We start from the raw sequence: 23,614 nt of genomic DNA, 5'->3' as shown, positions 1-23,614 counted from the left end.
TAGGGCTGCGACTGCTGCTGCTGGCCGTATGCCTGGCCGTACTGCTGCTGGTCACCGTACTGCTGTTGCCCGTAGCCCTGCTGCTGCTCGCCGTACTGCTGCTGGCCGTAGCCCTGCTGCTGCTCGCCGTACTGCTGCTGGCCGTAGCCCTGCTGGCCCGAGGCGGGCTGCTGGCCGTAACCCTGCTGGCCGTACTGCTGCTGGGCGTAACCCTGCTGCTGGTCGCCGTACTGCTGCTGGCCGGAGGACTGCGGCTGCTGGCCGTAACCCTGCTGGCCCTGCTGGCCGTACTGGGCCTCCTGGCCGTAACCCTGCTGCTGCTGACCGTAGTCGGGCAGCGACTGGGGCTGCTGGCCGTACTGCGGCTGCTGGCCATAACCCTGCTGGCCCGAGGCGGCCTGCTGGCCGTACTGGGCCTCCTGGCCATAGCCGGGCTGGGTGTACTGCTGGCCCGAGGACTGCGGCTGCTGGCCGTAACCCTGCTGCTGGCCGGAGGCGGGCTGCTGGCCGTAACCCTGCTGGCCCTGCTGCCCGTACTGGGCCTCCTGGCCATAGCCCTGCTGCTGCTGACCGTAGTCGGGCAGCGACTGGGGCTGCTGGCCGTACTGCGGCTGCTGGCCATAACCCTGCTGGCCCGAGGCGGCCTGCTGGCCGTACTGGGCCTCCTGGCCATAGCCGGGCTGGGTGTACTGCTGGCCCGAGGACTGCGGCTGCTGGCCGTAGCCCTGCTGCTGGCCATATCCCTGCTGCTGGCCGTACTGGGGCTGCTGGCCGTAGCCCTGCTGCTGGCCGTGCTGCTGTTGCTGACCGTATTGGGGTTGCTGGCCGTAGCCCTGTTGCTGCTGCTGGCCATATGGGGGCTGGCCATAGGCGTCGTCCGCCCGGTAGCCGACCACAGTCACGTCCGGGTCGGGCTCACCGGGGCGACGGCCCTGGTGCTGCCCGTACTCGGGGTTCTCGCCGGATTCGTCCTGTGGATACGGCGGCTGTCCGGTGCTCACCGTGTCACCTCGCTTCGAGTGCGCATGTGGCACGTGTCAGGACACATGCCTGTGCTGCCCAACGTATCGACATAGGTATCAACAATCACCTTTCCAAGTGGTCAAGGTCCGCGTCACCCGATGTCAGATGCAGCAGCATGCGGGTGTTGCCAAGGGTGTTCGGTTTGACGTGTTCCAGATCAAGGAACTCCGCCACACCCTCGTCGTACGAGGCCAGCAACTCGGCGTAGACCTCGGGTGAGACCGGCGTGCCCTGGATGGGGCGGAAACCGTGCCTCGCGAAGAAGTCGACCTCAAAAGTCAGACAGAATACACGTCGCAGCCCCAGATCCTTCGCCTGCCGGACGAGTGCCGAGACGATCCGATGCCCGACCCCCATTCCCCGGCACGCCGGATCGACCGCCACCGTACGGACCTCGGCGAGATCCTCCCAGAGCACGTGAAGCGCGCCGCAGCCGACGACCTCCCCGCTCAGCTCGGCCACCCAGAACTCCTGGACGTCCTCGTACAGCGTGACCGTGGCCTTCTCCAGGAGCCGCGGACCCGCGCCCGCGTAGGTGTCCACGAGACGCCTGATCGCGCGCACGTCGGGCGTGCGGGCACGCCTGACCACGACCGCGGTCTCGGGGACTGCCACTTCGGCCACCTGCTCCATGGCTCTCCAGGGTACAGATCTCATTACGGCTCAGCCCTAAATCCCACGTCTCGGGCATCTCATCACATGCTGTGTCCAGATGAACACGCCCCGACCTGGAGCTTTCCTCCAGTCGTCACCCCCCAGAATGCTGGACAAAAGGTGCAGAAGCCCGCTTCCGTACGGCTACCCACGAGATCACCTTGTGACCCTTCAGTTGTGAAACCTCTACAGACTCGGTAGTTCCGGTTGAGCGCGAACCCGGAGTGCATTAGTGTCCAGCGACGATGTTCTCCGCGTAATGCGCGCGGAAAGACACGCCCAATTCCCGCAAGGGAAGCCGGGGAACCACCGGTGGCGAGCACCTCGCGCCACCACTCGGGGTGAATCCGATCATCTCGGTAGGGCTGCTCCGGCCCGAACCCGTCAGCTAACCCGGCCGGCGTCGATGAGAGGAGCTTGGTTGGTGAAGCGGACGCTCGATCGCGAGGGGAAGCCGGGGGGCAGGCACGCCCGTCCCCGGGAGCAGGCCAGGCGCTCACGTCGCCTCGGCGTCATCGGCGCCGCCGTCGCCGCGATGCTGTTCGCCGTACCCGTCGGTTCCGCCGCCGCCGACCCGAAGCCGTCGCTCTCCGAGCTGGCCGACCAGGTCGAGAAGATGCACGAAGAGATCGAGACGCTGACCGAGGAGTACAACGGGCAGCGCGAACGGCTGAAGTCCGCGCAGAAGGCCAACGACGCCGCCCAGAAGACCCTGGCCACCAGCGAGTCCGACCTGGCCGCCAAGCGCGCCAGGGCCACGCTGCTCGCCCAGAACGCCTACATCACCGGCGGCCTGGACAAGGCCCTGGTCTTCGCCCAGTCCGACGACCCTGAGACCTTCCTCGACCGGGCCGCGACCACGTACGCGCTCGAACAGCAGCAGGGCGAGGAGGTCAACCAGCTCGCCAAGGCCATGGAGGCCGCCGAGCGCGCCAGGTCGGGCGCCAAGACCCGCATCGCCGAGGTCCAGAAGATCGTCAGTGATCTTGAGGGCAAGCGCTCGAAGATCACCAAGCTGGTCGCCAAGGTCGAGAGCAACCTCTACCGGCGGGCCGTCGGCGAGGCCGGCCGCCCCGGCACCCGCGCCGTACGCGTCAACCTGCCGGTCATCGGCAACGGCAAGGCCGCCCAGGCCGCCAAGTGGGCCCTCACCCAGCAGCTCAAGCCGTACGTGTGGGGCGCCGAAGGGCCGCGCTCCTACGACTGCTCCGGCCTGGTGATGGCCGCCTACCAGCGCGTGGGCATCTCGCTCCCCCACTACACCGGCGACCAGTGGACGGCCGGCACGCACATCAGCCGCGACCAGCTCCGCGCCGGCGACCTGGTCTTCTTCTACAGCGACCTGCACCACGTCGGCATCTACATCGGCGGCGGCATGATGGTCCACGCACCGCAGACCGGCGACGTCGTCCGGATCTCCGCGCTCGGCAATCGGCCGTTCGCCGGCGCCGTGCGCATCGCGGACTGACCGGCGATTCACTTCGGAGTTCCGCGCCGTCAGATGAGCTGGCGGCGCGCCGCCCACGCCACGGCCTCGATCGCCGTGGCCACGCCGATGCGGTCGCAGATGCCTCTGAGCCGCCGGCGTACGGTCCGTCCGCTGATATCCAGCCGTCTCCCGACCCGGTCGACGGTCACCCCTCTGGCCAGTTCAGCCAGTAACGCCAAATCCGCGTGGCTCAGCTCAACGCCTTCAGTGAGCACATCCACCGGGAGCCCTCCCCCCAACAGCAGAACTCGGACCTTTCAGTGGAGCAAAGCCGCTCGTCTCGGTGAAGGTAAACGCATCGCGGAAAGGTCGTCAAGCACGACAATCGCCGCCCTTGACCAGTGCTATTGACATGATCACTTATATGTGACGTACTCCGCATATGTCGGCACGCCACGGTCCGCTATGAACGGTCCAAACGATCAATTCGGCGGCCCGGTCCAGCCCCCCATGAGCGCCACCGACCTCCTGGGTTTTGATCCCTCGGATCCGCAATTTGTGCGCGATCCGTACGTCCGATATCGAGAGCTCCGCGCGGCCGGGGCGATCTTCAGAACGCGCGGCGGGCTGCTCGTCACGACCACGTACGAGCTGTGCGCGGCCGTCCTGCGTGACCCGATGTTCGGTCACGGAACGTCCGCCCCCGTGGCGGAAGAGGCAGGTCAGCCCGGCAGGTCGTTCCTGCTCATGGACCCGCCCGATCACACCCGGTTGCGGAACCTTGTCAGCCGCGCGTTCACCCCGCGCATGGTCGAACGGCTCAGGCCGCGGGTCGAGGCGATCACCGCCGACCTGATCGGGCGGTTGCCGGAGGAGACGGAGCTGATTTCCGGCTTCGCCCACCCGCTGCCGGTGATGGTGATCAGCGAGATGCTCGGGGTGCCGCCGGAGGACCACGAGCGCTTCCGCGGATGGAGCGAGGCTCTTGCCCGCGGACTTGACCCGATGCTGACAGACGCTCTCATGTCGGAAACGGAGCGTTCCAGGAACGAGTTCCGCGACTACTTCCGCCGCCTGATCGCCCTGCGCCGCGAGCGTCCCGGTGAGGACCTCCTGAGCGCCCTCGCGCGCGTCGAGGAGTTGACCGAGGCCGAGTTGCTGTCGACCTGCGTGCTGCTGCTCGTGGCCGGCCACGAGACCACCGTCAACCTCATCGCGAACGGCGTGCTGAACCTGCTGCGGCACGGCCTGCTGCACCGCGCCGCCGAGCGGCCGAGGGAGGTGGTCGAGGAGGTGCTGCGCTTCGATCCGCCGGTCCAGCTCACCTCCAGGATCGCGCTGGAGGACAGGGAACTGGGCGGCACGCCGGTGCCCGCCGGCTCGGCCGTGCTCGTGCCGATCGGCGCGGCCAATCGCGATCCGGCCGCGTTCGCCGATCCCGACCGGTTCGACCCGGGCCGCGAGCCCGGCCGGCATCTCGCCTTCGGGCTCGGCCTGCACTTCTGCCTGGGGGCGACGCTGGCCAGGATGGAGGGCGAGATCGCGCTGTCCGCGCTGGCCGTGGCCGCGCCGAAGATGGAGGCCGCCGATCCGGAGCCCCCGTACAAGGAGAACGTGGTGCTGCGCGGGCTGGCCCGGCTGCCGGTGCGGCTCAGGCGGTAGCGTCGTAGCGTTCCCTGGCGGCCTCGACGTCCTCGATGTGCTCCTCGGCCCAGGTCTTGATGGCGATCACCAGCGGCATCAGGCTCTCGCCGAGCGGGGTGAGCGCATAGTCGACCCGTACCGGCACCTGCGGCGTCACCCGGCGCGCCACCAGGCCGTCGCGCTCCAGGCCGCGCAGGGTCTGGGTGAGCATCTTCTGGCTGACCCCCGCGATGTGCCGGGACAGGTCGCTGTAGCGGCGCTCGCCGCGGGCCAGCGCGCTGAGCACCAGCGTGACCCATTTGTCGCTGAGCCGGTCGAGCAGCTTGCGGGAAGGGCATTCGGCGAAGTAGGCGTCGAAGGCCAGCCTGGCCTGGTCACGCCGCTGCGCCGCCGTCGTTGTCGCCACCGTCTCACTCCTTACCGTATGTTACGCACTTCCAGGTGCCTACTTACTGAGAGAGAGTAGCTCTTCCTAGGGTCATGGGCATGACGAACATGCGTGCACTCATCGGCGGCTCCGGCGCTCCCCTGCTGGTGTCCGCGCCGCTGCCGGAGGCGGGGCCCGGCCAGGTACGGGTTAAGGTAGCGGCGGCCGGGGTCAACCCCTTCGACCTGGCCGTGGCGGCCGGGGCGCTGGCCTCGTACGGGCTGGCCAGGAAGCTGGACTCGTACGGGATCGGCTTCGACGCGGCGGGGACCGTGGACCAGGTGGGCCCGGGCACCTCCTTCACCGTGGGCGAGGACGTCGTGGGGCTCTCCGCGCGGCTGGAGCTGCCGTACAAGGCGCAGGCCGAGTACGTCGTGCTGGACGCCCCGGCCGTGGCCCGCGCCCCGCGGAACGTGAGCCCTGCACACGCCTCCACGCTGCCGCTCAACGGCCTCACCGCCTGGCAAGCGCTCGACCGGACCGGCGTCGGCCCAGGGGGCACCCTGCTGGTCACGGGGGCGGCGGGGGCCGTCGGCGGCTACCTGGTCGAGCTGGCCGCCGTCCGCGGCGTCAGGGTGGTGGCCGCCGCCGGCGCCGCGGACGAGGAACTGGTACGCGGCTTCGGGGCGGAATGGTTCGTCCCCCGCGAGGAGGACCTGGCCGAGGGCGTACGGGCGCGGGTCCCCGGCGGGGTGGACGCCGCCGTGGACGCCGCCGTGCTGGGCCTGCCCGCGCTCGACGCCGTACGGGACGGCGGGACCTTCGTGGGGCTCACGTCGGGGGCCGCGCCGGTGCCGCTGCGCGGGACGGACGTGGCCACCGTGCTCTTCCGCTCGGACGCGGGGCAGCTCGCGGAGCTGGTGCGCCTGGTCGAGGCCGGACGGCTGACGTTGCGGGTGGCCGACACGTACCCGCTGGAGAAGGCCGCCGACGCCCATGCCCGCCTGGCCGAGGGCGGGCTGCGCGGACGCCTCGTGCTGGTGCCCTGACCGCCCTGACCGCCCGATCCGGCGCCCCGCGCATCGGCGGGGCGCCGGAGGACGGCTCAGTGAGTGGGCTTGACCAGCGGGAACAGGATGGTCTCGCGGATGTTCTTGCCGGTGAAGGCCATGATCATCCGGTCGATGCCGGCGCCCATGCCCCCCGTGGGCGGCATCGCGTACTCAAGGGCCTGGAGGAAGTCCTCGTCGAGCTGCATGGCCTCCAGGTCGCCGCCCGCGGCCAGCAGCGACTGCTCCACCAGGCGGTGGCGCTGGTCGATCGGGTCGTTGAGCTCGGAGTAGCCGGTGCCGAGCTCGGTGCCGAACCCGATCAGGTCCCACTTCTCGGTCAGCAGCGGGTTGTCGCGGTGGAGGCGGGCCAGCGGCGAGGTCTCCAGCGGATAGTCCATGACGAACGTCGGCTGCACGAGCGTGTGCTCGACCAGCGCCTCGAAGAGCTCCTGGACGAGCTTGCCCGAGCCCCACTTCGCGTCCCAGTGGACCTCGCGACGGTCGGCGATCTTCCGCAGCTCATCGAGGGTGGTCTCGGTGGTGATCTCCTCGCCCACGGCGTCGGACACCAGGTCGTAGAGCCTGACCCGGGGCCACTTCTCCGCGCCGAGGTCGATCTCGACGCCGTCGTGCACGACCACGGTGGTGTCCAGGGCGGCCACGACGGCCTTCTGGTACATGCGCTGCGTCAGGTCGGCGATGTCGTTGTAGTCGAGGTAGGTGCCGTAGGCCTCGAGCATGGTGAACTCGGGGTTGTGCGTGGAGTCGGCGCCCTCGTTGCGGAAGTTGCGGTTGATCTCGAAGACCTTCTCGACGCCGCCGACCACCAGCCGCTTGAGGTAGAGCTCGATCGCGATGCGAAGGTAGAGCTCCATGTCGTAGGCGTTGATGTGGGTCTTGAACGGCCGGGCCGTCGCGCCGCCGTGGATGGGCTGCAACATCGGGGTCTCGACCTCGAGGTAGCCCTCCTCGTGCCAGAAGTCGCGCACCGCGCGCACGGTCGCGCTGCGCACCCGGGCCATCTTCCTGGCCTCGTCGTTGACGATGAGGTCGACGTAGCGCTGGCGCACCCGCGCCTCGGGGTCGGTGAGGCCGACGTGCTTCTCCGGCAGCGGGCGCAGGCACTTGGCGGTGATCTGCCAGCTGTCGGCGAGGATCGACAGCTCGCCGCGGCGCGAGGTGATGACCTCGCCGATCACGCCGACGTGGTCGCCCAGGTCGACGTCGCGCTTCCAGGCCGCCAGGGACTCCTCGCCCACCTTGTCGAGCGAGATCATGACCTGTAGGTCGTCGCCGCCGTCGCGGAGCGTGGCGAAGCAGAGCTTGCCGCCCACGCGGTTGAGCATGACGCGGCCCGCGACCGCGACCGTCTCGCCGGTGGCGGTGTCGGGCTCCAGGCCCTGGTGTTTCTCCCTGACCTCGGCGTTGGTCGCCGTGCGTGGGAAGTTCACCGGGTAAGGGTCGACGCCCTCGCTGCGGAGGCGGTCGAGCTTTTCCCTCCGGATGCGCATCTGCTCTGGAAGTTCCTCGCTCACAACAACAAAGCGTAGGGGATACGGCGAACTGCAAGCGCTCGTGACGGTTCTCTGCAGGGGCTCTGCAAGGCCCCTTTTGTACCAATGAGTCACGAGCTCCGGGGGGAGCCGGCAAGGAGCCGGCCCGAGAGGAGCTCCGGGAGAGATCATGATGAAGAAGATCGCGACGGGCATCCTCGCCATCGCCGCCACCAGCGCCGTGGCCCTGTCGCTTCCTTCGGCCGCCAGCGCCACCACCGCCACCGCCACCGCCGACTTCGACGACTACTCCGACTACTGGGGCCCGGTGTACGCCAAGCAGCACCTGGCCAAGGCCCAGGGTCACGTCGACGTCGCGTGGGACGAGGAGGACTCCAACGAGGTCCAGGTCACCGGCCGGCTCTACGACCTGGACGACCGCGACTACGACGAGGGCGGCAAGTGCGCGTACGTGAAGTTCCAGGCCGAGGACTCCGACGGCGACTGGTCCACGGTCTACACCAGGAAGTACTGCGGCTCCCCGGGCTACAAGAAGTTCCACTTCGAGGAGAACGACGTCTTCACCCTGCGGGTCAAGGTCTGCCAGGTTCCCGAGCAGGGCACCTTCGCCACCAAGTGCGGCTCCTGGCGCGAGCTCTACAGCGCCGAGGACGCGTGACGCTCATAGGTGACACCACGACCGACAGGCGGCCCCCCTTCCCAAGCGGGGGCCGCTTGTCACGTTCTAAGCGGTGTTCCGGTGATAAATCAGGCGCAGGCCGATGAGGGTCAGCCAGGGCTCGTGCACGTCGATCGAGCGCGACTCGCCGACCACCAGCGCCGCATGGCCGCCGGTCGCCACGACGGTCACCTCGTCGGGGTCGTCGGCCAGCTCGGCGGCCATCCGCTCGACGATGCCGTCGACCTGGCCGGCGAAGCCGTAGATGATGCCCGCCTGCAACGCCTCGACCGTGTTCTTGGCGATCACCGAACGCGGCCTGACCAGCTCGACCTTGTGCAGCTGGGCGCCGGCGGCGGCCAGGGCGTCGACCGAGATCTCGATGCCGGGGGCGGTGACCGCCCCGACGTACTCGCCCTTGGCCGACACCGCGTCGAAGGAGGTGGCGGTGCCGAAGTCGACGATGATGCACGGGCCGCCGTACTGGTCGATGGCGGCCAGGGCGTTCACGATGCGGTCGCTGCCGACCTCTTTGGGGTTGTCCATGCGGACCGGCACGCCCGTGCGCACACCGGGCTCCACGATCACGGCGGTGACGTCGCCGTAGTAGCGGCGGCACATCTCCCGCATCTCGTTGAGCACGCTCGGCACGGTCGAGCAAATGGCGATGCCGCTGATGTCGGCGCCCTTGAGCAGTGGTGACTGGGCCAGCAGCCCCTGGAGCACGACGGCGATCTCGTCGGCGGTGCGGCGGGCGTCGGTGGCCAGCCTCCAGTGCTCGATGACGTCCTCGCCCTCGAACAGCCCCAGCACCGTGTGCGTGTTGCCGACGTCGATCGTGAGCAGCATCAATTACCCCCGCAAATCCAGTGCGATGTCCAGGGCCGGCGCCGAGTGGGTGAGCGCTCCCACCGCAAGGTAGTCAACGCCAGTTTCAGCCACATCACGAGCCGATTCCAAGGTCAATCCCCCACTCGCTTCAAGCGCAACCCTGTTTTTCGCCCGACTTTTCACGATTTGTACGGCATGTACGGTGTCCTCGACCGTGAAGTTGTCCAGCAGGATCTCCTCGGCGCCCTCGTCCAGCAGGGGCTCCAGCTGGTCGAGCCGGTCGATCTCGACCTCGATCGGCAGCTCGGGATAGCGCTCACGCACCGCCCGGTACGCCTCTGCCACTCCGCCGGCCGCCACGACGTGGTTGTCCTTGATCAGGGCCGCGTCCGACAGCGACCTGCGGTGGTTGACGCCGCCGCCGCAGCGCACGGCGTACTTCTCCAGGGACCGCAGACCCGGCAGGGTCTTGCGGCTGTCGCGCACCCGCGCCCGCGTGCCCTCGATCGCGGCGACCCACCGGGCGGTCATCGTGGCCACCCCGGACAGGTGTGTGAGCAGGTTGAGCGCGGTACGCTCGGCGGTCAGCACCGCCCGCGTCGGGCCCTCGACCGTCATCAGCACGTCGCCGGCCGCGACCCGCTCGCCGTCCTTGGCCCGCCGCTCGACCCGGCCGGCGCCCAGCCGGAGGAACACCGCCTCGGCCACGCCCAGCCCGGCCACCACGCCGTCCTTGCGGGCCACCACGTCGCCGGTCGAACGCTGCCCGGCCGGGATCGTGGCCAGGCTGGTCACGTCGCCGGCCTCCTGCAGGTCCTCTTCGAGCGCACGGTCGATCAGCGCGTCGACCTCGGCCGGGTCGAGCCCGGCGGCGGTCAGCTCCTGTGCCAGGCGCGGCGGCATCGTCTCACCGTGCGGGGTGTACGTCATGCGAAGGCCCTCCTCGGTCAGGGTCACGTCCAGGTGGCCCAGCCACTCATTGTCGTCCCGGCTCTCGTGGTCCTCGCGCCAGTGGGAGCCGCGCGTCTCCAGCCGCGCCGCCGCCACGCCGGTCAGGACGGCGGCGACGGTGAGCAGGTTGGTCGCCTCCCACGACTCGGTGCAGGCGGGCACCTCGACGGGCGTCCAGAGCGCGTCGCGCAGCGCCTTCGACGTGGCCTGCAGCGACGCGCGGCTGCGCAGCACCCCGGCGCCGGCGCTCATGTGCGCCTGGAGCCTGGTCCTGACCCTGGGGTCCACCAGGCCCGTCGCGGCCCGCGCCGGAACCGGCTCGCCCGGCTGCGGACGCCTCCGGTGGATGTCCTCGGCGATGCGCTCGGCGAAGACCAGCCCCTCAAGGAGCGAGTTCGAGGCCAGCCGGTTGGCCCCGTGGACGCCGGTGCAGGCGACCTCGCCACAGGCGTACAGGCCCTCGATCGAGGTACGGCCGGACAGGTCGGTGTGGACGCCGCCGCTCGCGTAGTGGGCGGCCGGCGAGACGGGGATCGGTTCGGTGACCGGGTCGATGCCATGCTCGCGGCAGACGGCGTAGATGGTGGGGAAGCGGCTCTCCCACTTCACCCTGCCGAAGTGGCGGCCGTCGAGGAAGACGTGGTCGCGGCCGGTCTCGCTCATGGTCGTGGTGATCGCCTTGGCCACGACGTCGCGCGGCGCCAGGTCGGCCAGCTCGTGCACGCCCTGCATGAATCTGTTGTTCTCGTGGTCGACGAGGAAGGCGCCCTCGCCCCTGACCGCCTCGGAGATCAGCGGCTGCTGGCCGGTCGAGCCCTCGCCCAGCCACAACACGGTCGGGTGGAACTGCACGAATTCGAGGTCGCGCACGACCGCCCCGGCCCGCAGCGCGAGCGCCACGCCGTCGCCGGTGGACACGACCGGGTTGGTGGTGGCGGCGTAGACCTGGCCCATGCCGCCGGTGGCGAGCACCACGGCCCGCGCCCGCACCGCCCCGACGCCGTCGCGCGCGCCCTCGCCCATGACGTGCAGGGTCACCCCCCTGGCCCGGCCGTGGGCGTCCTTGAGCAGGTCGAGCACCAGCGCGTGCTCGATCACCTCGATCGAGCACGCGCGCACCGCCTCGACCAGCGCCCGCTGCACCTCGGCGCCCGTGGCGTCGCCGCCGGCGTGCACGATCCTGCGGCGACGGTGCCCGCCCTCCCTGGTGAGCTGGAGCTCCCCGTTGGGATTGCGGTCGAACCGGGCGCCACGTTCCATGAGCCGCCGCAGCGCGCCGGGCCCCTCCGTCACCAGCGTCCGCACGGCCTTGGTGTCGCACAGCCCGACCCCGGCCAGCAGCGTGTCGCTCAGGTGCTCTTCGGGGGTGTCGCGCGGGTCGAGCACGGCGGCGATGCCCCCCTGGGCCCACTTGGTGGACCCGGCCGACAGCACGTCCTTGGTGACGACCAGGACCTTGGCCGCGGGATCCAGCTCGGCGTGGCGCAGCGCCACGGTCAGGCCCGCGACGCCGGACCCGACGACGACCACGTCGGCGTCGACGGTCCAGCCGGGTTCGGGGGCCGTCAGGTGCAGGGGAATCGCCGGTGCACTCATGGGGGTCTCCTCGCTGAGGCGATTTCGTCACTATGACGATAACGCCTGCCGCAGCGTGGACATGCCCCGGGGGCCGTACGGATCAGGGGCGCACGCTCACCACGACGTTGTCGATCAGCCGGGTGCCGCCCACCCTGGCCGCCACGGCGAGCACGGCCGAGCCCTCGTAGGAGTCGTCGACCTCCTTGAACGTGGCCGGATCGACCAGCGCCAGGTAGTCGAGGTCGAGCTCGGGCCCGGCCTCGGCGAGCACCGCGCGGGCGGTGGCCCGCATCGCGTCGGCGGTCAGCTCGACCGCGCCCGCCCGCAGGGCACGGGACAGGGCCAGCGCGACCGTGCGGTCGCCGGCCGACAGGTAACGGTTGCGGCTGGACAGGGCCAGGCCGTCGGGCTCGCGTACGGTGGGCGCCCCGACGATCTCGATGGACAGGTCGAGGTCGGCCACCATGCGGCGGATGACGGCGAGCTGCTGGGCGTCCTTCTGGCCGAAGATCGCCAGGTCGGGTCGCACCAGGTTGAACAGCTTGAGCACCACCGTCAGCACGCCGTCGAAGTGGCCCGGCCTGGACGCGCCCTCGACGATCGAGCCCATCTCGCCCGCGTGGACGCTCACCTGACGGTCGGGGCGGTACATGTCCTGCGGCGAGGGCGCGAACACGACGCCGACGCCCTCCTCCCGGCACACGTCGAGATCGGCCTCGAATGTACGGGGATAGCGTGAAAAATCCTCGTTAGGCCCGAATTGCAGAGGGTTGACGAAGATGCTGACCACGACCTGGTCGGCGCGTACGCGAGCGGCCCTCATCAGCGACCGGTGGCCCTCGTGCAGCGCGCCCATGGTCGGGACCAGCGCCACCCGCCCTTCACCCCGAGCCTTCGCCAGGTCGTCCCGGTCGCCGGCCACGATCAGATCCATTGCTGCCCTCCACACCCGACGGTCAGGTCCATATATTGCCCCCAAGCGCGTCGAGCAGCCGCTCCGCCTCCTCCGGTTTGAGCAGCCCCGCGGCCAGCGCCCGGTCGGCGGTGAGCCGGGCCAGCGCGATGTAGGCGTCGGCGGCCTCCGGAGCGGCCAGGATCAGCGCGTCGACGTGTTTGCGCACCGTGCTCGCGTCGCCGCGGACGACCGGCCCGGTGAGCCCGGCGATGCCCAGCCGCAGCACGTTGTCGAGCGCCGCGCCGAGCAGCGGGCCCAGCATGCGCCCCGGGTGCTCGACGCCGATGCGCTGCAGCAGCTCCTCGGACTCGGCGATGAGCGTGACCATGTGGTTGGCGGCGTTGGCCAGGGCCGCGTGGTAGAGCGCGCGGTCGCTCTCGGCGATCCAGACCGGCTCACCGCCCATCTCGATCACCAGGGCCTCGGCGACCGGTCGCAGCAGGTCGGGCGCGGTCACGCCGAACGAGATACCGGTGATCTTGTTGAGGTCGTCGTCGCGGCCGGTGAAGGTCATGACCGGGTGGAGCGCGAGCGGCAGCGCACCCGCCTGCGCGGCGGGGTCGAGCACCGACAGGCCGTACGCGCCGCTGGCGTGGACGAGCAGCTTGCCCTTGAGGTCGGCGCCCGTGCGGGCCAGCCCGGCCACGAGGTCGGGCAGTGCGTCGTCGGGGACGGTCAGCAGGATGAGCTGGGAGGCGGCCACCACCTCGTCGGGCCGGGTCAGCTCGACCCCGAGCCGGTCGGCGGCCCATCTGCGCGAGGTGTCGGAGACCCCGCTCGCGGCCACGATCCGGTGGCCCGCCTGAGCCAGCGCGGCACCGAGCACGGAGCCGACCTTGCCCGCACCGAGCACGCCGACGGTCAGCCGTGCCGGGCGATCACCTGCGTCCATGACGTCTCACCCCTGTCGACCGCAACGGCACCGTGGTGGCACCGTGAAGGCACTGCGGACCAGCGTAACCGGCGGGCGGGGGCCGACAGGTCGGGGGCCGTCGAACACGTTCCGGCATGTCCGGCGCTTTGCCGCCCGTTGAGTTAACGACAAATGCGACAGGGGCATACGAATCATGCACCCCCTGTCGAAAGAGATGAGGAGAGGGGTCCACGCACGACGACGGGCGCCGAGTCCTGACAACCCGACGCCCGCCTGGATGCGACCTCTTGGAGGTGCACTGACCGGTCATCCGCCGACTGACCGGCCGGGATCAGAGCCCGGACCGCGCGCGAGCGGTCCGGGCTCTCCCTGCCTCAGCGGCTGTAGACCGCGGTGTTGGGGCTCCCCTGGCAGCCGTTGATCGGCACCGCCTGGATGCCGATGTTGTTGCCGCAGACGGGCACGACGGCGGTGATGGGCAGGTGGATCGGGCTGCCGCTCAGGATGCCGTTGTTGCCGTGGGTGACGTCGTCGGCGTGCGCGGGGGCCGCCAGGGCCAGGAGGGCGATGGCACCTGCCATGACCAGAACCTTCTTCACGGGGGGCTCCTCTCAGTCTGCGGCCTCAGGGCCGCAATGCTTCGGTGGAGCGATCCGGCTCGCCGCTTACCGCGGATGGGCGAAACGCAGTCGCTCTGTGACAGTGCGTAAACGTTAGCGCAATGTAGCGACCAAGAGTAGTCAATGGACGACTCTGCGTGTCGAACCCTTCGGTCATGAGATAGTCACCCTCATGTGGCTCACCTGGCGCGCCGCCACGGAACGCGCGCTCTACGGCGAGGAGGGCTTTTACCTCCGCGAACGCCCCTCGGGCCACTTCCGCACCTCGGTCGGAGCCTCGGCCGTGTTCGCGGAGGCGGTCCTGGCCCTGCTGGTGGAGGTGGACTCCGAGCTCGGCTCCCCCGAGCGGCTCGACCTGGTCGACGTCGGCGCGGGCGAGGGGGTGCTGGTCAGCCGCATCCTCGCGGCGGCCGAGCCCGCTCTGCGCGACCGGCTGCGGGTCACCTGCGTCGACCTGTCGCCCCGGCCCGCCGGGCTGCCCGAGCAGGTGGAATGGAGCCGCTGCCTGCCGTCCAGCATCACCGGGCTGGCCGTCGCCAACGAGTGGCTCGACAACATCCCGCTCGACGTGGCCGAGCAGACCTCCGGCGGCCCCCGTCTGGTCATGGTCAACACCAGGACCGGCGAGGAGCGCCTCGGCGGCCCGCTGCGGCCCGCCGACCGCGAATGGCTCGAACGCTGGTGGCCGCTGCCGCACGTGGGCACCCGCGCCGAGATCGGCCGCCCCCGCGACGACGCCTGGGCCTCCGTTCTGGTACGTCTCACCCACGGCCGGGCGATAGCCGTGGATTATGCACACCCTGTGGATAACCGACCGCTCTGTGGCACGCTGACCGGTTACCGCGGCGGCGCGGTCGTGGCCCCCGTCCCCGACGGGACCTGCGACATCACCGCCCACGTCGCCCTCGACGCGTGCGCCGAGGCCGGGCGGCGGGCCGGCGCGATATCCACAACCTTGTCCACACAGCGCGACATGCTGCGGGCGCTGGGCCTCACCGGCGCCCGGCCGCCGGTCGACCTCGCCGCCGCCGATCCGCGCGCCTACGTACGGGCGCTGTCGCGGGCGTCGGAGGAGGCAGAGCTGATCGATCCGGCCGGGCTGGGCGGGTTCGGCTGGCTCAGCCAGAGCCGGTGACGTCGAGGTCGAGCGAGCGCAGGCCGCGGATGACGAAACCGGGCTTGTAGACCGGCTCCGCGCGCAGCTCGATCGTCCCGACCCGGTCCAGCAGCGCGGTGAACGACTCCGTCAGCTCGATCCTGGCCAGCGGCGCGCCCAGGCAGAAGTGGATGCCCGCGCCGAAGGAGATGTGCGGGTTGTCCGGGCGGCCCAGGTCGAGCCGGTCCGGGTCCTCGAACACCTCGGGGTCCCTGTTGGCCGAGCCGAACAGGCAGGCCACCTCCGAGCCGCGCGGGATCCGCACGCCGTGGACCTCGATGTCCTCCAGCACCCAGCGCTCGAAGAGCTGGAGCGGGGTGTCGTAGCGCAGCAGCTCCTCGATGGCGGTCGGCAGCAGCGAACGGTCGGCGCGCAGCCGGGCCAGCTCGCCGGGGTTCTTCAGCAGGGCCCGCCAGCCGTTGCCGGAGACGTTGACCGTGGCCTCGTGGCCCGCGTTCAGCAGCAGGACGCAGGTGCCGGCCAGCTCGTCGAGGGTCAGCTCGGGGATCGCGGCCAGGGCGCTGACCAGGTCCTCGCCGGGGTTGGCGATGCGTTCGCGGGCCAGGTCCTTGAGGTAGGACTCGAACTCCTCGGCCGCGCGCACCGCCTGGTGCTGGGTCTCCAGGCTGGGGTTGAGCTCGTACATGCCGCACATGTCGGCCGACCACGGGCGCAGCAGGTGACGGTCCTGCTCGGGCACGCCGAGCATCTCGGCGATGACGGTGACCGGCAGCGGCTCGGCGACCTCGGCGATCAGGTCGCCGCCGCCCTTCTCGACGTACGCGTCGATCAGGCTCTCGGCGATGGCCCGGACGCGCGGGCGCAGCGACTCGACCATGCGCGGCGTGAACGCCTTGGACACCAGCCGGCGCAGCCTCGTGTGGTCCGGCGGCTCGACCTCCAGCATGCCGTTCCTGCTGACGCGCCAGAAGGCTTCCTGGAACTCCGGCTCGGGCTGCCGGCCGAACTCCTCGTGCGTGGCGACGTGGGTGTAGTCGCGGCCCAGCCGGCGGTCTCTGAGCAGCGCGTTCACGTCCGCGTGCCGGGAGATCAGCCACTGGTTGGACGGCTCGAAGTAGCGTACGGGCGCCTCGCGCCTCAGCTCGTCGTACGCCGGATAGGGGTCGACGACGAAATCCGGATTCCAGGGATCAAAGCGCACTATTTCATCTTATGAGACGGGTTGACCTGCTGGGCTTGCGAATCGTGCCCCGGTGTCGGTTATAGTGCCGTCGTAGGTCATGAGTGCCAGCGACAAGCCCCGGCTAGCTGGCCGGCAACCCTCGCGTCCGCGGCGGGGTGCCCCGGGTGAAGACCTGGTCCGTCACGAGGTGTGGCGGGCAAGCGCGGGCTCCGTGGCTGTTCCCAGGGGTCCGACCGACCCGTGAGGAGCCGTGCCATGTCCACTTTGACGATCTTCAACTCCGTGCCCGCCCAGGCCGCCGAGACCCCCGTCGCCGCCTCCGGACGGCCGATCCCCGCCGTGCTCGGCGCCGACCTGGAGGTGCCGGTCAAGGGCGGCCGCCTGGTCAGCTACGCCAACCTCGACTACGCCGCCAGCGCCCCCTGTCTTGAGCCGGTCAGCGCCGCCGTCGCCGCCGCGCTCCCGGCCTACTCCAGCGTCCACCGCGGCGCGGGCTACGCCTCCCAGCTCACCACCGCCCGGTACGAGCAGGCCCGCCACACGGTCAGGGCCTTCGTCGGCGCCCGTGCCGACGACGCCGTCATCTTCACCCGCAACACCACCGACGCCACCAACCTGCTGGCCCGCTGCCTGCCCGAGGACGCGACCGCCGTCGTCTTCGACTCCGAGCACCACGCCTCGCTGCTGCCCTGGGCGCGGTCCGTGCGCCTGGCGCCGCCCGCCTTCCCCGGTGAGGCCGTCCGCGCCGCCGACGAGGCGCTGGCCGGGATCGAGGGCCCCAAGCTGCTCGTGGTCACCGCCGCCTCCAACGTCACCGGCGAACTGTGGCCCATCGCCGCCCTGGCCCACATCGCCCACCGGCACGGCGCCCGCATCCTGGTGGACGCCGCCCAGCTCGTCCCGCACCGCAGGCTCAACCTGACCGCGCTCGACCTGGACTACGTGGCCTTCTCCGGCCACAAGCTGTACGCGCCCTTCGGCGCCGGCGTGCTGATCGGACGCCGTGACTGGCTGGCCGAGGGCGAGCCGTACCTGAAGGGCGGCGGCGCGGTGCGCTCGGTCGGCGAGACCACCGAGTGGCACGATGACCCCGAGCCCCGCCACGAGGCCGGCACCCCCAACGTGCTCGGCGCCATCGCCCTGGCCGCCGCCTGCGACGCGCTCACCGCCACCGGGTGGACGGAGCTGGTGCGCGAGGAGGAGCGCCTGATCGCCCGGCTGCGTACCGGTCTGTCGTCGATCGAGGGGGTGCGCGAGCTGTCGCTGTGGGGCGAGGACCACCCCCGGGTGGGGATCGTGTCGTTCGTCGTGGACGGCTACTCGGCCCGGGAGGTGGCCGAGGCGCTGTCCGGCGAGTACGGCATCGGCGTGCGTGACGGGAAGTTCTGCGCGCACCCGTTCGTCCGGCACCTGCTGGGCACCTCGGACGGCGGCTGCGAGGACGGGACCGCCTCCGCGGTACGCGCCTCCATCGGCATCGGCAGCACGCAGGAGCACGTCGACCGCCTGGTCGAGGCCCTGCGGGACCTGGTCGGCCGCTGAGCTCAGCGGTTGGGCGGCTTCGGGTGGGGCGGCTCGTCGGACACCAGGGCGTCGATGTCCCTCATGTCCTCGTCGTTGAGGTGCCCGGGGCGCGGCGCGTTGGGCTGCCTCGGCACGTTGGGGTGCTCGACCTCGCCCTCGGGCCGGACCGGCGTCGTCGGGCCGCCCTCGGGTCGCGTCGGGCCGCTCTCCGGGCCGGGCTGTGTCACGGGCCCCTCGGTGACGACCGTCGTCGGCTCGGCACGCCGGGCCGGCCGGTGCGCGGCGAGGTCGTCCTCGGCGATCCGGCGTTCCTTGCGGCGGCGGAACATCGAGTGGACGATGCCGTCGAGGCCGATGCGGCCGCCACCCAGCGCGGCGAGCATCAGCGAGAGCGCGCCGAGCGCGCCTGGCAGCTCCCATCCCCCGTTCTGCGACAACACCCCGTGTCCTGCGTGCACGAAGACGATCGCGCCGATCATGTCGATGAGCAGCAACAACGCCACCGGCCGGACCAGCAGGCCGAGGATCAACAGGACGCCGCCGATCAGCTCCACAATGGCGGCGAATCCGGCGGACAACCCAGGCATGGGAATGCCCATCTCCCGGAACTGTCCCGCCGCGGCACCCAGCCCGCCCTGCCACTTCTGCCAGCCGTGGACCACGAAGATCACGCCGAGTACCACCCGGGAGATCAGGGCCGCCACATCAAACAGAACTCTTCTCACAGTGCTTTCTCCCCCCGTTCCCGGTATTGATCCCCATGTCTGGCTTCGGGATGCGTTGCCATACGATTCCTTGACCATCCCCCACGCTGGCTCACCTTGCGGGACGGTGGCAGCATGGGCCCTATGACGGAACGCGTGGTCGGGATCGGCGCCGGCGCGAAGGAGCTGGCGACCGAGGACATGATCCTCAACATCGGTCCCCAGCACCCCTCCACGCACGGCGTGCTCAGGCTCCGGCTCACCCTCGACGGCGAGCGCATCACGGCGGCCGAGCCGATCATCGGCTACATGCACCGGGGCGCGGAGAAGCTGTTCGAGGTCCGCGACTACCGCCAGATCATCATGCTCGCCAACCGGCACGACTGGCTGTCGGGGTTCGCCAACGAGCTGGGCGTCGTGCTGGCCGCCGAGCGGCTGCTCGGCATGGAGGTGCCGGTCAGGGCCGTGTGGGCGCGTACGCTGCTGGCCGAGCTCAACCGGGTGCTCAACCACCTGATGTTCCTCGGCTCCTACCCTCTCGAACTGGGCGCGATCACCCCCGTCTTCTACGCCTTCAACGAGCGCGAACGCATCCAGGCCGTCATGGAGGAGATCTCCGGCGGGCGCATGCACTACATGTTCAACCGGGTCGGCGGCCTGAAGGAGGACCTGCCGCTCGGCTGGCTCGACCGGGTCGCCGAGGCCGTGGCCGAGACCCGCCGCCGGGTGCCCGACATCGAGAACCTCATCCTGAACAACGAGATCTTCCTCGCCCGCACCAAGGGCGTCGGCGTGCTGACCCGCGAGCAGATCCTCCAGTACGGCGTCAGCGGGCCCATCGCCCGCGCCTCCGGCGTCGATCTCGACCTGCGGCGCGACGACCCGTACCTGGCGTACGGGGAGCTGCCGGTCAAGGTCGTCACCCGGCGCGACGGCGACTGCCATGCCCGGTTCGAGGTGCTGTTCGAGCAGCTCAAGGTCTCGCTCGACCTCGCCGACGCGTGCGTCGCCCGGCTGCGCGAGCTGCCTCCCGGGCCGGTCAACCAGCGCCTGCCGAAGGTGCTCAAGGTGCCGGAGGGCCACACGTACGCGTGGACGGAGAACCCGCTCGGCATCAACGGCTACTACCTCGTCTCCAAGGGCGACAAGACGCCGTGGCGGCTCAAGCTGCGCTCGGCGTCGTTCGGCAACGTCCAGGCACTGCGCGAGCTGCTGCCCGGGACCCTGGTGGCCGACATGATCGCCATTCTCGGCTCGATGTTCTTCGTCGTGGGTGACATCGACAAGTGAGCACCCCCGAACGCGACAAGTACGTCGACTGGCTGCGCGCCCTCAGCCTCATCGTCGTGGTGGTCTGGCACTGGGCGTTCACGATCCTGGAGTGGAAGCCCACCGGCCCCGAGCCCACCAGTCCGCTCGGCTTCACCTCCGGGTTGTGGATCCTGACCTGGCTGCTCCAGGTGCTGCCGCTGTTCTTCTACGTCGGCGGCCACGTGCACCTGCTGTCCTGGAACCGGGCCCAGGCGCGCGGCGTCGGCATCGGCGCGTTCGTGTGGCGGCGCATCCGCGCGCTGTCCCTGCCCGCGTTGTTCCTGTGCGGCGTGTGGATCTCCGTCGGCGCGGTCGTCACCTGGGCCTTCCACGTGGAGTGGATGTGGCGGGTGGTGCTGCTCGTGCTCAGCCCGCTGTGGTTCCTCGGCGTCTACCTGGTGCTGATCGCGCTGCTGCCGGTGGCCCTGTACCTGCACAGACGCTACGACGTGCTGGCCCTCATCTGGCTCGGCGGCTCGGCCCTGGTCGTGGACGTCGTTCGCTTCCGTTACGGCTACGAGTGGGCCGGCTGGCTCAACATGATCATCGTCTGGGGCCTGGCCCACCAGGCGGGCTTCTTCTACGACCGGATCGTCGTCCTGCCGAGGCGGTACGACGTCGGCATCCTGTGGACCGGCCTGTTCGCCCTGATCGGCCTGGTCTACTCGGGCATCTACCCGGGCTCGATGGTCGGCGTGCCCGGCGACAAGTGGTCGAACATGGCGCCGCCCACGTTCGTCATCGTCGCCCTGCTGATCTTCCAGATCGGCCTGGTCGAGGTGCTGCGCCCGGCCATGGAACGGGTGCTCGAACGCCCCCGCTGGGCGCGCGCGAACTCCTTCATCAACCGCTACGCCCTGCCGCTGTTCCTCTTCCACACGACCGGCATGGCGATCGCCTTAGGGCTGTCGTGGTGGCTGTTCGGCAACCTCGGCACGAAGATCCCGCCGGACCTGAAATGGTGGCTGGAGCGGCCGATCGCCATCGTCGGGCCGCTGATCTGCACGCTTCCGGTCATCTACCTCTTCGGCCGCCGCCGCCCCTCCGCCAAGACGCGCTAGTCGGACTTGCGCTCGTCGGAGTCCTTGGGGATGCGGCAGCAGTGTTCGAGGTAGAGGGCCGCGCAGACGAGCACCACGCAGGCCACGAACGACCCGGCCGCCACGAAGAACTCCGAACGCGGCGTCTCCCGGTCGAAGATCTGCAGCGTGTACGCGGCGAACCCGGCGAACATGCCCGCGAACACCGCCCCCGCGTACGCCGACGCCTTGGCCAGCGCCGCCAGCCGGGCCACCGCCAGCGGCTCGACCGGCTTGGTGTCCGGCTTCCTGGCGATCCTGGCCTTGGTCACCCACCCGCTGTAGCCCTCGCCGAGGGCCAGCAGCAGCACGGTCGGGATGGCCGTCCAGGGCATGATGGGCAGGTCGGAGTAGAAGTGCCGGACCGCCGCCCAGACGACCAGGGCGACGACGAGGAGGAGAGCGGCCAGCCGGCCGGGATGCGTCGGCCTCAATCGGGCCTCTGCAGCTTCAGGTCGTCGCGCAGGTGCACGCCGTGCCGGTCGAGCCCGGCCAGCAGGTCGGCCACCCGGCCCCTGCCCGGCACCGTGGCCTCGGGGTCGACCACCGACCAGGGCACCAGCACGAACGCGCGCTCGTGCACCCGGGGATGCGGCAGCGTCAATTCGGGGTCGTCGGACATGGTCTCGCCGACGACGATCAGGTCGACGTCGAGCGTGCGCGGCCCCCACCGCTCCTCACGCACCCGCCCGTAGGCGTTCTCCACGCCCAGCGCCCGTTCGAGCAGCGTACGCGGCGGCAGCTCGGTCTCGGCGACCACGACCGCGTTGAGATATGGCTCCTGCCCGGCGGGCCCTCCGACCGGATCGGTCTCGTAGACCGGGGACACCTTGACGAACTCCAGGCCCGGGGCGTCGAACATCGTGTCGATGGCCCCCTGCAACGTCTGGAACCGCTCGCCCAGGTTGCTGCCGAGCGCGAGGACGGCCTTCATGTGCGGCTCCTCTCGATCGTCACGATCACATCGTCGAACGGCAGCGGGATCGGCGCCGCCGGTTTGTGCACACTCACCTCGACCTTGTCGACCAGCTCACTGGCCAGGCAGACGTCGGCCAGCCGCTGCGCCAGCGTCTCGATCAGCTCGACCGGCTCACCCTCGACCACCTCGACCAGCGCCTGAGCCAGCTCGCCGTAGTGGACGGTCTTGGTGAGATCGTCGCCGGCCGCCGCCGGGGCGGTGTCGAGGAACAACGTCGCGTCGACCACGAACTCCTGGCCGAGCTCCCGCTCGGCGGGCAGGACGCCGTGCCTGCCCCTGGCCCGCAGGCCCTTGAGAGCGATGCGGTCAGACCTCAAGCTCGCCCTCCTCGTCCTCGTCGTCGTCTCCCTGGAGCACCGGGGAGCCGTGGTGCATCCACAACCGCCAGCCCTGTGAGGTGCGGATGTAGACGTTACTGGCCACCACCTTGCCCGCGGCGAAGCTGGACTCACCCTCCTCGCCCGCCGTCAGGATGTTCTCCACGCAGGTGAGCACGGCCACGTCGCCCAGCACGGTCGTGTTGACGTCGGTCAGCACGAACTGGATGTAGGTGGTGTTGGCCATGATCAGCGCCCACGACCGCAGCACCTCCGACCGGCCGGCCAGCAACGTCCAGCCCGGGTGGACGCAGCTCACCTGGTCGTCGGCGGTGTCCTCGGCCCAGATCTCGGTCATCTTGTCGAGATCGGCGCTCTCGATCGCGGTGTAGAACTCCTGGTTGACCGTCTCGATGGCGGCAGTGTCGACACTCATGTGCCTGCTCCGGCTCTCTTCCATGCGGCCGCCACGCGCACGGCATCGGCATTGGGACCTACCTCGTGCACGCGCACGCACCAGGCCCCCGCCTGCGCCGCCAGCGCGGTCACCGCCAGCGTTGCGTCGTCGCTCCTGCTGAACGGGCGGGGTGCGCCGTCGGGGCCGGCCAGCAGCCGCCCGAGGAAGCGCTTGCGGGAGGCCCCGATCAGCAGCGGGTAGCCCAGCTCGGCGAGCTGCGGGATGCCGGCCAGCAACGCCCAGTTGTGCTCGGCGTTCTTGGCGAAGCCGAGGCCCGGGTCGAGCACGATCTGCTCCGGCGACACCCCCTCGGCCAGCACCAGGTCGACCCGCTTGCTCAGCTCCTCGCGCACCTCTGTCACGACGTCGGCGTAGACGGCGCGGCTGTCCATGTCATGGCTGTGGCCACGCCAGTGCATCACCACGTAGCGCGCCCCCGTGGCGGCGACCACGCGCGGCATCGCGGGATCGGCCAGGCCGCCGCTCACGTCGTTGACGAGCCTGGCGCCCGCCTCGACCGCGGCCCTGGCCACCTCGGCGCGCATCGTGTCGACGCTCACCGCGACGCCCTCGGCGTCGAGCGCCCGGATCACCGGGACGACCCTGGCCAGCTCCTCCTCCAGCGACACCCGGGCGGCACCGGGACGGGTGGACTCACCGCCCACGTCGACGATGTCGGCCCCCTCCCGCACCAGGTCGAGACCGTGCTGGACGGCGGCCTCCTCGTCGAACCACAGGCCGCCGTCGGAGAAGGAGTCGGGGGTCACGTTGACCACGCCCATGACGAGGCACC

Annotated in this window: 25 protein-coding genes and 2 riboswitches; of the genes, 9 read left to right on the top strand and 16 right to left on the bottom strand. The window is 70.4% G+C overall.

What is annotated here, in order from left to right:
* Positions 1-65: 65 nt before the first annotated feature.
* Complete coding sequence (locus tag AB0J97_RS03910) at positions 66-1,076, top strand: hypothetical protein (protein ID WP_364084103.1); 1,011 nt, start codon at positions 66-68, stop codon at positions 1,074-1,076.
* A gap of 10 nt (positions 1,077-1,086) precedes the next feature.
* Here the strand turns inward: AB0J97_RS03910 and AB0J97_RS03905 are convergent, their stop codons facing one another.
* On the bottom strand, positions 1,087-1,656 hold the full coding sequence (locus tag AB0J97_RS03905) for an amino-acid N-acetyltransferase (RefSeq protein ID WP_364084100.1): 570 nt from the start codon (positions 1,654-1,656) through the stop codon (positions 1,087-1,089).
* Positions 1,657-1,943: 287 nt separating this feature from the next.
* A riboswitch (cyclic di-AMP (ydaO/yuaA leader) is annotated at positions 1,944-2,095 on the top strand.
* 6 nt (positions 2,096-2,101) lie between these two features.
* Here AB0J97_RS03905 and AB0J97_RS03900 point away from each other — a divergent pair.
* A complete protein-coding gene (locus AB0J97_RS03900; protein WP_357702257.1) occupies positions 2,102-3,145 on the top strand; it encodes an NlpC/P60 family protein in 1,044 nt (347 codons plus the stop codon).
* Positions 3,146-3,174: 29 nt separating this feature from the next.
* Here AB0J97_RS03900 and AB0J97_RS03895 read toward each other — a convergent pair whose 3' ends face one another.
* Positions 3,175-3,387 carry a LuxR C-terminal-related transcriptional regulator gene (locus tag AB0J97_RS03895; protein ID WP_132597751.1) on the bottom strand — a complete coding sequence of 71 codons (213 nt, stop codon included), beginning with the start codon at positions 3,385-3,387 and terminating at the stop codon, positions 3,175-3,177.
* Between the two features lie 277 nt (positions 3,388-3,664).
* Here AB0J97_RS03895 and AB0J97_RS03890 point away from each other — a divergent pair, with 277 nt between their 5' ends.
* Complete coding sequence (locus tag AB0J97_RS03890; RefSeq protein ID WP_364084096.1) at positions 3,665-4,768, top strand: cytochrome P450; 1,104 nt, start codon at positions 3,665-3,667, stop codon at positions 4,766-4,768.
* Here the strand turns inward: AB0J97_RS03890 and AB0J97_RS03885 are convergent.
* A complete protein-coding gene (locus tag AB0J97_RS03885) occupies positions 4,758-5,156 on the bottom strand; it encodes a helix-turn-helix domain-containing protein (protein ID WP_357702253.1) in 399 nt (132 codons plus the stop codon). The two genes, AB0J97_RS03890 and AB0J97_RS03885, sit on opposite strands and share 11 nt — an antisense overlap.
* 80 nt (positions 5,157-5,236) lie before the next feature.
* On the opposite strand from AB0J97_RS03885, the gene AB0J97_RS03880 reads away from it, so the two are divergent.
* On the top strand, positions 5,237-6,166 hold the full coding sequence (locus tag AB0J97_RS03880; protein ID WP_364084093.1) for an NADP-dependent oxidoreductase: 930 nt from the start codon (positions 5,237-5,239) through the stop codon (positions 6,164-6,166).
* Positions 6,167-6,222: 56 nt separating this feature from the next.
* Here AB0J97_RS03880 and lysX read toward each other — a convergent pair whose 3' ends face one another.
* Positions 6,223-7,704: a bifunctional lysylphosphatidylglycerol synthetase/lysine--tRNA ligase LysX gene (gene lysX / locus AB0J97_RS03875; protein ID WP_357702249.1), complete on the bottom strand. Its 1,482-nt coding sequence runs from the start codon at positions 7,702-7,704 to the stop codon at positions 6,223-6,225.
* Positions 7,705-7,852: 148 nt separating this feature from the next.
* Between lysX and AB0J97_RS03870 the strand changes: the two genes are divergently transcribed.
* A complete protein-coding gene (locus AB0J97_RS03870) occupies positions 7,853-8,341 on the top strand; it encodes a hypothetical protein (RefSeq protein ID WP_364084089.1) in 489 nt (162 codons plus the stop codon).
* A gap of 66 nt (positions 8,342-8,407) precedes the next feature.
* Here AB0J97_RS03870 and AB0J97_RS03865 read toward each other — a convergent pair whose 3' ends face one another.
* From AB0J97_RS03865 to AB0J97_RS03845, 5 genes are all read right to left on the bottom strand, one after another.
* Positions 8,408-9,190, bottom strand: a complete 783-nt coding sequence (locus AB0J97_RS03865) for a type III pantothenate kinase (protein ID WP_352318636.1) — start codon at positions 9,188-9,190, stop codon at positions 8,408-8,410.
* A 3-nt stretch (positions 9,191-9,193) separates the two neighbouring features.
* The gene (locus tag AB0J97_RS03860) at positions 9,194-11,719 is read right to left on the bottom strand and encodes an L-aspartate oxidase (RefSeq protein WP_364084086.1); all 2,526 of its coding nucleotides are present in this window, start codon (positions 11,717-11,719) and stop codon (positions 9,194-9,196) included.
* Between the two features lie 82 nt (positions 11,720-11,801).
* Positions 11,802-12,635: a pantoate--beta-alanine ligase gene (gene panC, locus AB0J97_RS03855; protein ID WP_364084084.1), complete on the bottom strand. Its 834-nt coding sequence runs from the start codon at positions 12,633-12,635 to the stop codon at positions 11,802-11,804.
* A gap of 22 nt (positions 12,636-12,657) precedes the next feature.
* Positions 12,658-13,548, bottom strand: coding sequence for a DUF2520 domain-containing protein (locus AB0J97_RS03850; protein ID WP_364084081.1), 891 nt, complete (start codon positions 13,546-13,548; stop codon positions 12,658-12,660).
* Positions 13,549-13,904: 356 nt separating this feature from the next.
* Complete coding sequence (locus tag AB0J97_RS03845; RefSeq protein WP_364084078.1) at positions 13,905-14,129, bottom strand: chaplin family protein; 225 nt, start codon at positions 14,127-14,129, stop codon at positions 13,905-13,907.
* A 193-nt stretch (positions 14,130-14,322) separates the two neighbouring features.
* Between AB0J97_RS03845 and AB0J97_RS03840 the strand changes: the two genes are divergently transcribed.
* On the top strand, positions 14,323-15,285 hold the full coding sequence (locus tag AB0J97_RS03840) for an SAM-dependent methyltransferase (RefSeq protein WP_357702239.1): 963 nt from the start codon (positions 14,323-14,325) through the stop codon (positions 15,283-15,285).
* Here AB0J97_RS03840 and AB0J97_RS03835 read toward each other — a convergent pair.
* Entirely contained in the window at positions 15,269-16,468 is a 1,200-nt protein-coding gene (locus tag AB0J97_RS03835; protein ID WP_364084075.1) for a cytochrome P450, read from the bottom strand. The two genes, AB0J97_RS03840 and AB0J97_RS03835, sit on opposite strands and share 17 nt — an antisense overlap.
* A gap of 75 nt (positions 16,469-16,543) precedes the next feature.
* A riboswitch (SAM riboswitch) is annotated at positions 16,544-16,659 on the top strand.
* A 46-nt stretch (positions 16,660-16,705) separates the two neighbouring features.
* Between AB0J97_RS03835 and AB0J97_RS03830 the strand changes: the two genes are divergently transcribed.
* Positions 16,706-17,992, top strand: a complete 1,287-nt coding sequence (locus AB0J97_RS03830) for an aminotransferase class V-fold PLP-dependent enzyme (protein WP_364084072.1) — start codon at positions 16,706-16,708, stop codon at positions 17,990-17,992.
* A 2-nt stretch (positions 17,993-17,994) separates the two neighbouring features.
* Here AB0J97_RS03830 and AB0J97_RS03825 read toward each other — a convergent pair whose 3' ends face one another.
* Complete coding sequence (locus tag AB0J97_RS03825; protein ID WP_364084070.1) at positions 17,995-18,699, bottom strand: DoxX family protein; 705 nt, start codon at positions 18,697-18,699, stop codon at positions 17,995-17,997.
* Between the two features lie 123 nt (positions 18,700-18,822).
* Here AB0J97_RS03825 and AB0J97_RS03820 point away from each other — a divergent pair, with 123 nt between their 5' ends.
* Positions 18,823-19,968, top strand: a complete 1,146-nt coding sequence (locus tag AB0J97_RS03820) for an NADH-quinone oxidoreductase subunit D (RefSeq protein ID WP_357702231.1) — start codon at positions 18,823-18,825, stop codon at positions 19,966-19,968.
* Complete coding sequence (locus AB0J97_RS03815; protein WP_357702229.1) at positions 19,965-21,050, top strand: acyltransferase; 1,086 nt, start codon at positions 19,965-19,967, stop codon at positions 21,048-21,050. The genes AB0J97_RS03820 and AB0J97_RS03815 overlap by 4 nt, the downstream gene beginning before the upstream one ends.
* Here the strand turns inward: AB0J97_RS03815 and AB0J97_RS03810 are convergent.
* Genes AB0J97_RS03810 through folP form a run of 5 tightly spaced genes read right to left on the bottom strand, consistent with a single transcriptional unit; the run spans position 21,047 to position 23,603 of the window.
* On the bottom strand, positions 21,047-21,502 hold the full coding sequence (locus AB0J97_RS03810) for a DUF3180 domain-containing protein (RefSeq protein ID WP_357702227.1): 456 nt from the start codon (positions 21,500-21,502) through the stop codon (positions 21,047-21,049). The two genes, AB0J97_RS03815 and AB0J97_RS03810, sit on opposite strands and share 4 nt — an antisense overlap.
* Positions 21,499-22,002 carry a 2-amino-4-hydroxy-6-hydroxymethyldihydropteridine diphosphokinase gene (folK, locus tag AB0J97_RS03805; protein WP_364084065.1) on the bottom strand — a complete coding sequence of 168 codons (504 nt, stop codon included), beginning with the start codon at positions 22,000-22,002 and terminating at the stop codon, positions 21,499-21,501. Before folK ends, AB0J97_RS03810 begins: the two co-directional genes overlap by 4 nt.
* Positions 21,999-22,364 (bottom strand): dihydroneopterin aldolase, encoded by a 366-nt coding sequence (folB, locus tag AB0J97_RS03800; RefSeq protein WP_357702223.1) that lies wholly within the window; start codon positions 22,362-22,364, stop codon positions 21,999-22,001. The genes folK and folB overlap by 4 nt, the downstream gene beginning before the upstream one ends.
* Complete coding sequence (locus tag AB0J97_RS03795) at positions 22,354-22,800, bottom strand: nuclear transport factor 2 family protein (protein WP_364084062.1); 447 nt, start codon at positions 22,798-22,800, stop codon at positions 22,354-22,356. The genes folB and AB0J97_RS03795 overlap by 11 nt, the downstream gene beginning before the upstream one ends.
* Positions 22,797-23,603 (bottom strand): dihydropteroate synthase, encoded by an 807-nt coding sequence (gene folP, locus AB0J97_RS03790; RefSeq protein WP_357702379.1) that lies wholly within the window; start codon positions 23,601-23,603, stop codon positions 22,797-22,799. The genes AB0J97_RS03795 and folP overlap by 4 nt, the downstream gene beginning before the upstream one ends.
* Between the last annotated feature and the right edge of the window lie 11 nt (positions 23,604-23,614).

Source organism: Nonomuraea sp. NPDC049607 (assembly GCF_040675375.1).
Lineage (GTDB): Bacteria > Actinomycetota > Actinomycetes > Streptosporangiales > Streptosporangiaceae > Nonomuraea.
This window is presented reverse-complemented; position numbering and strand designations above follow the sequence as displayed.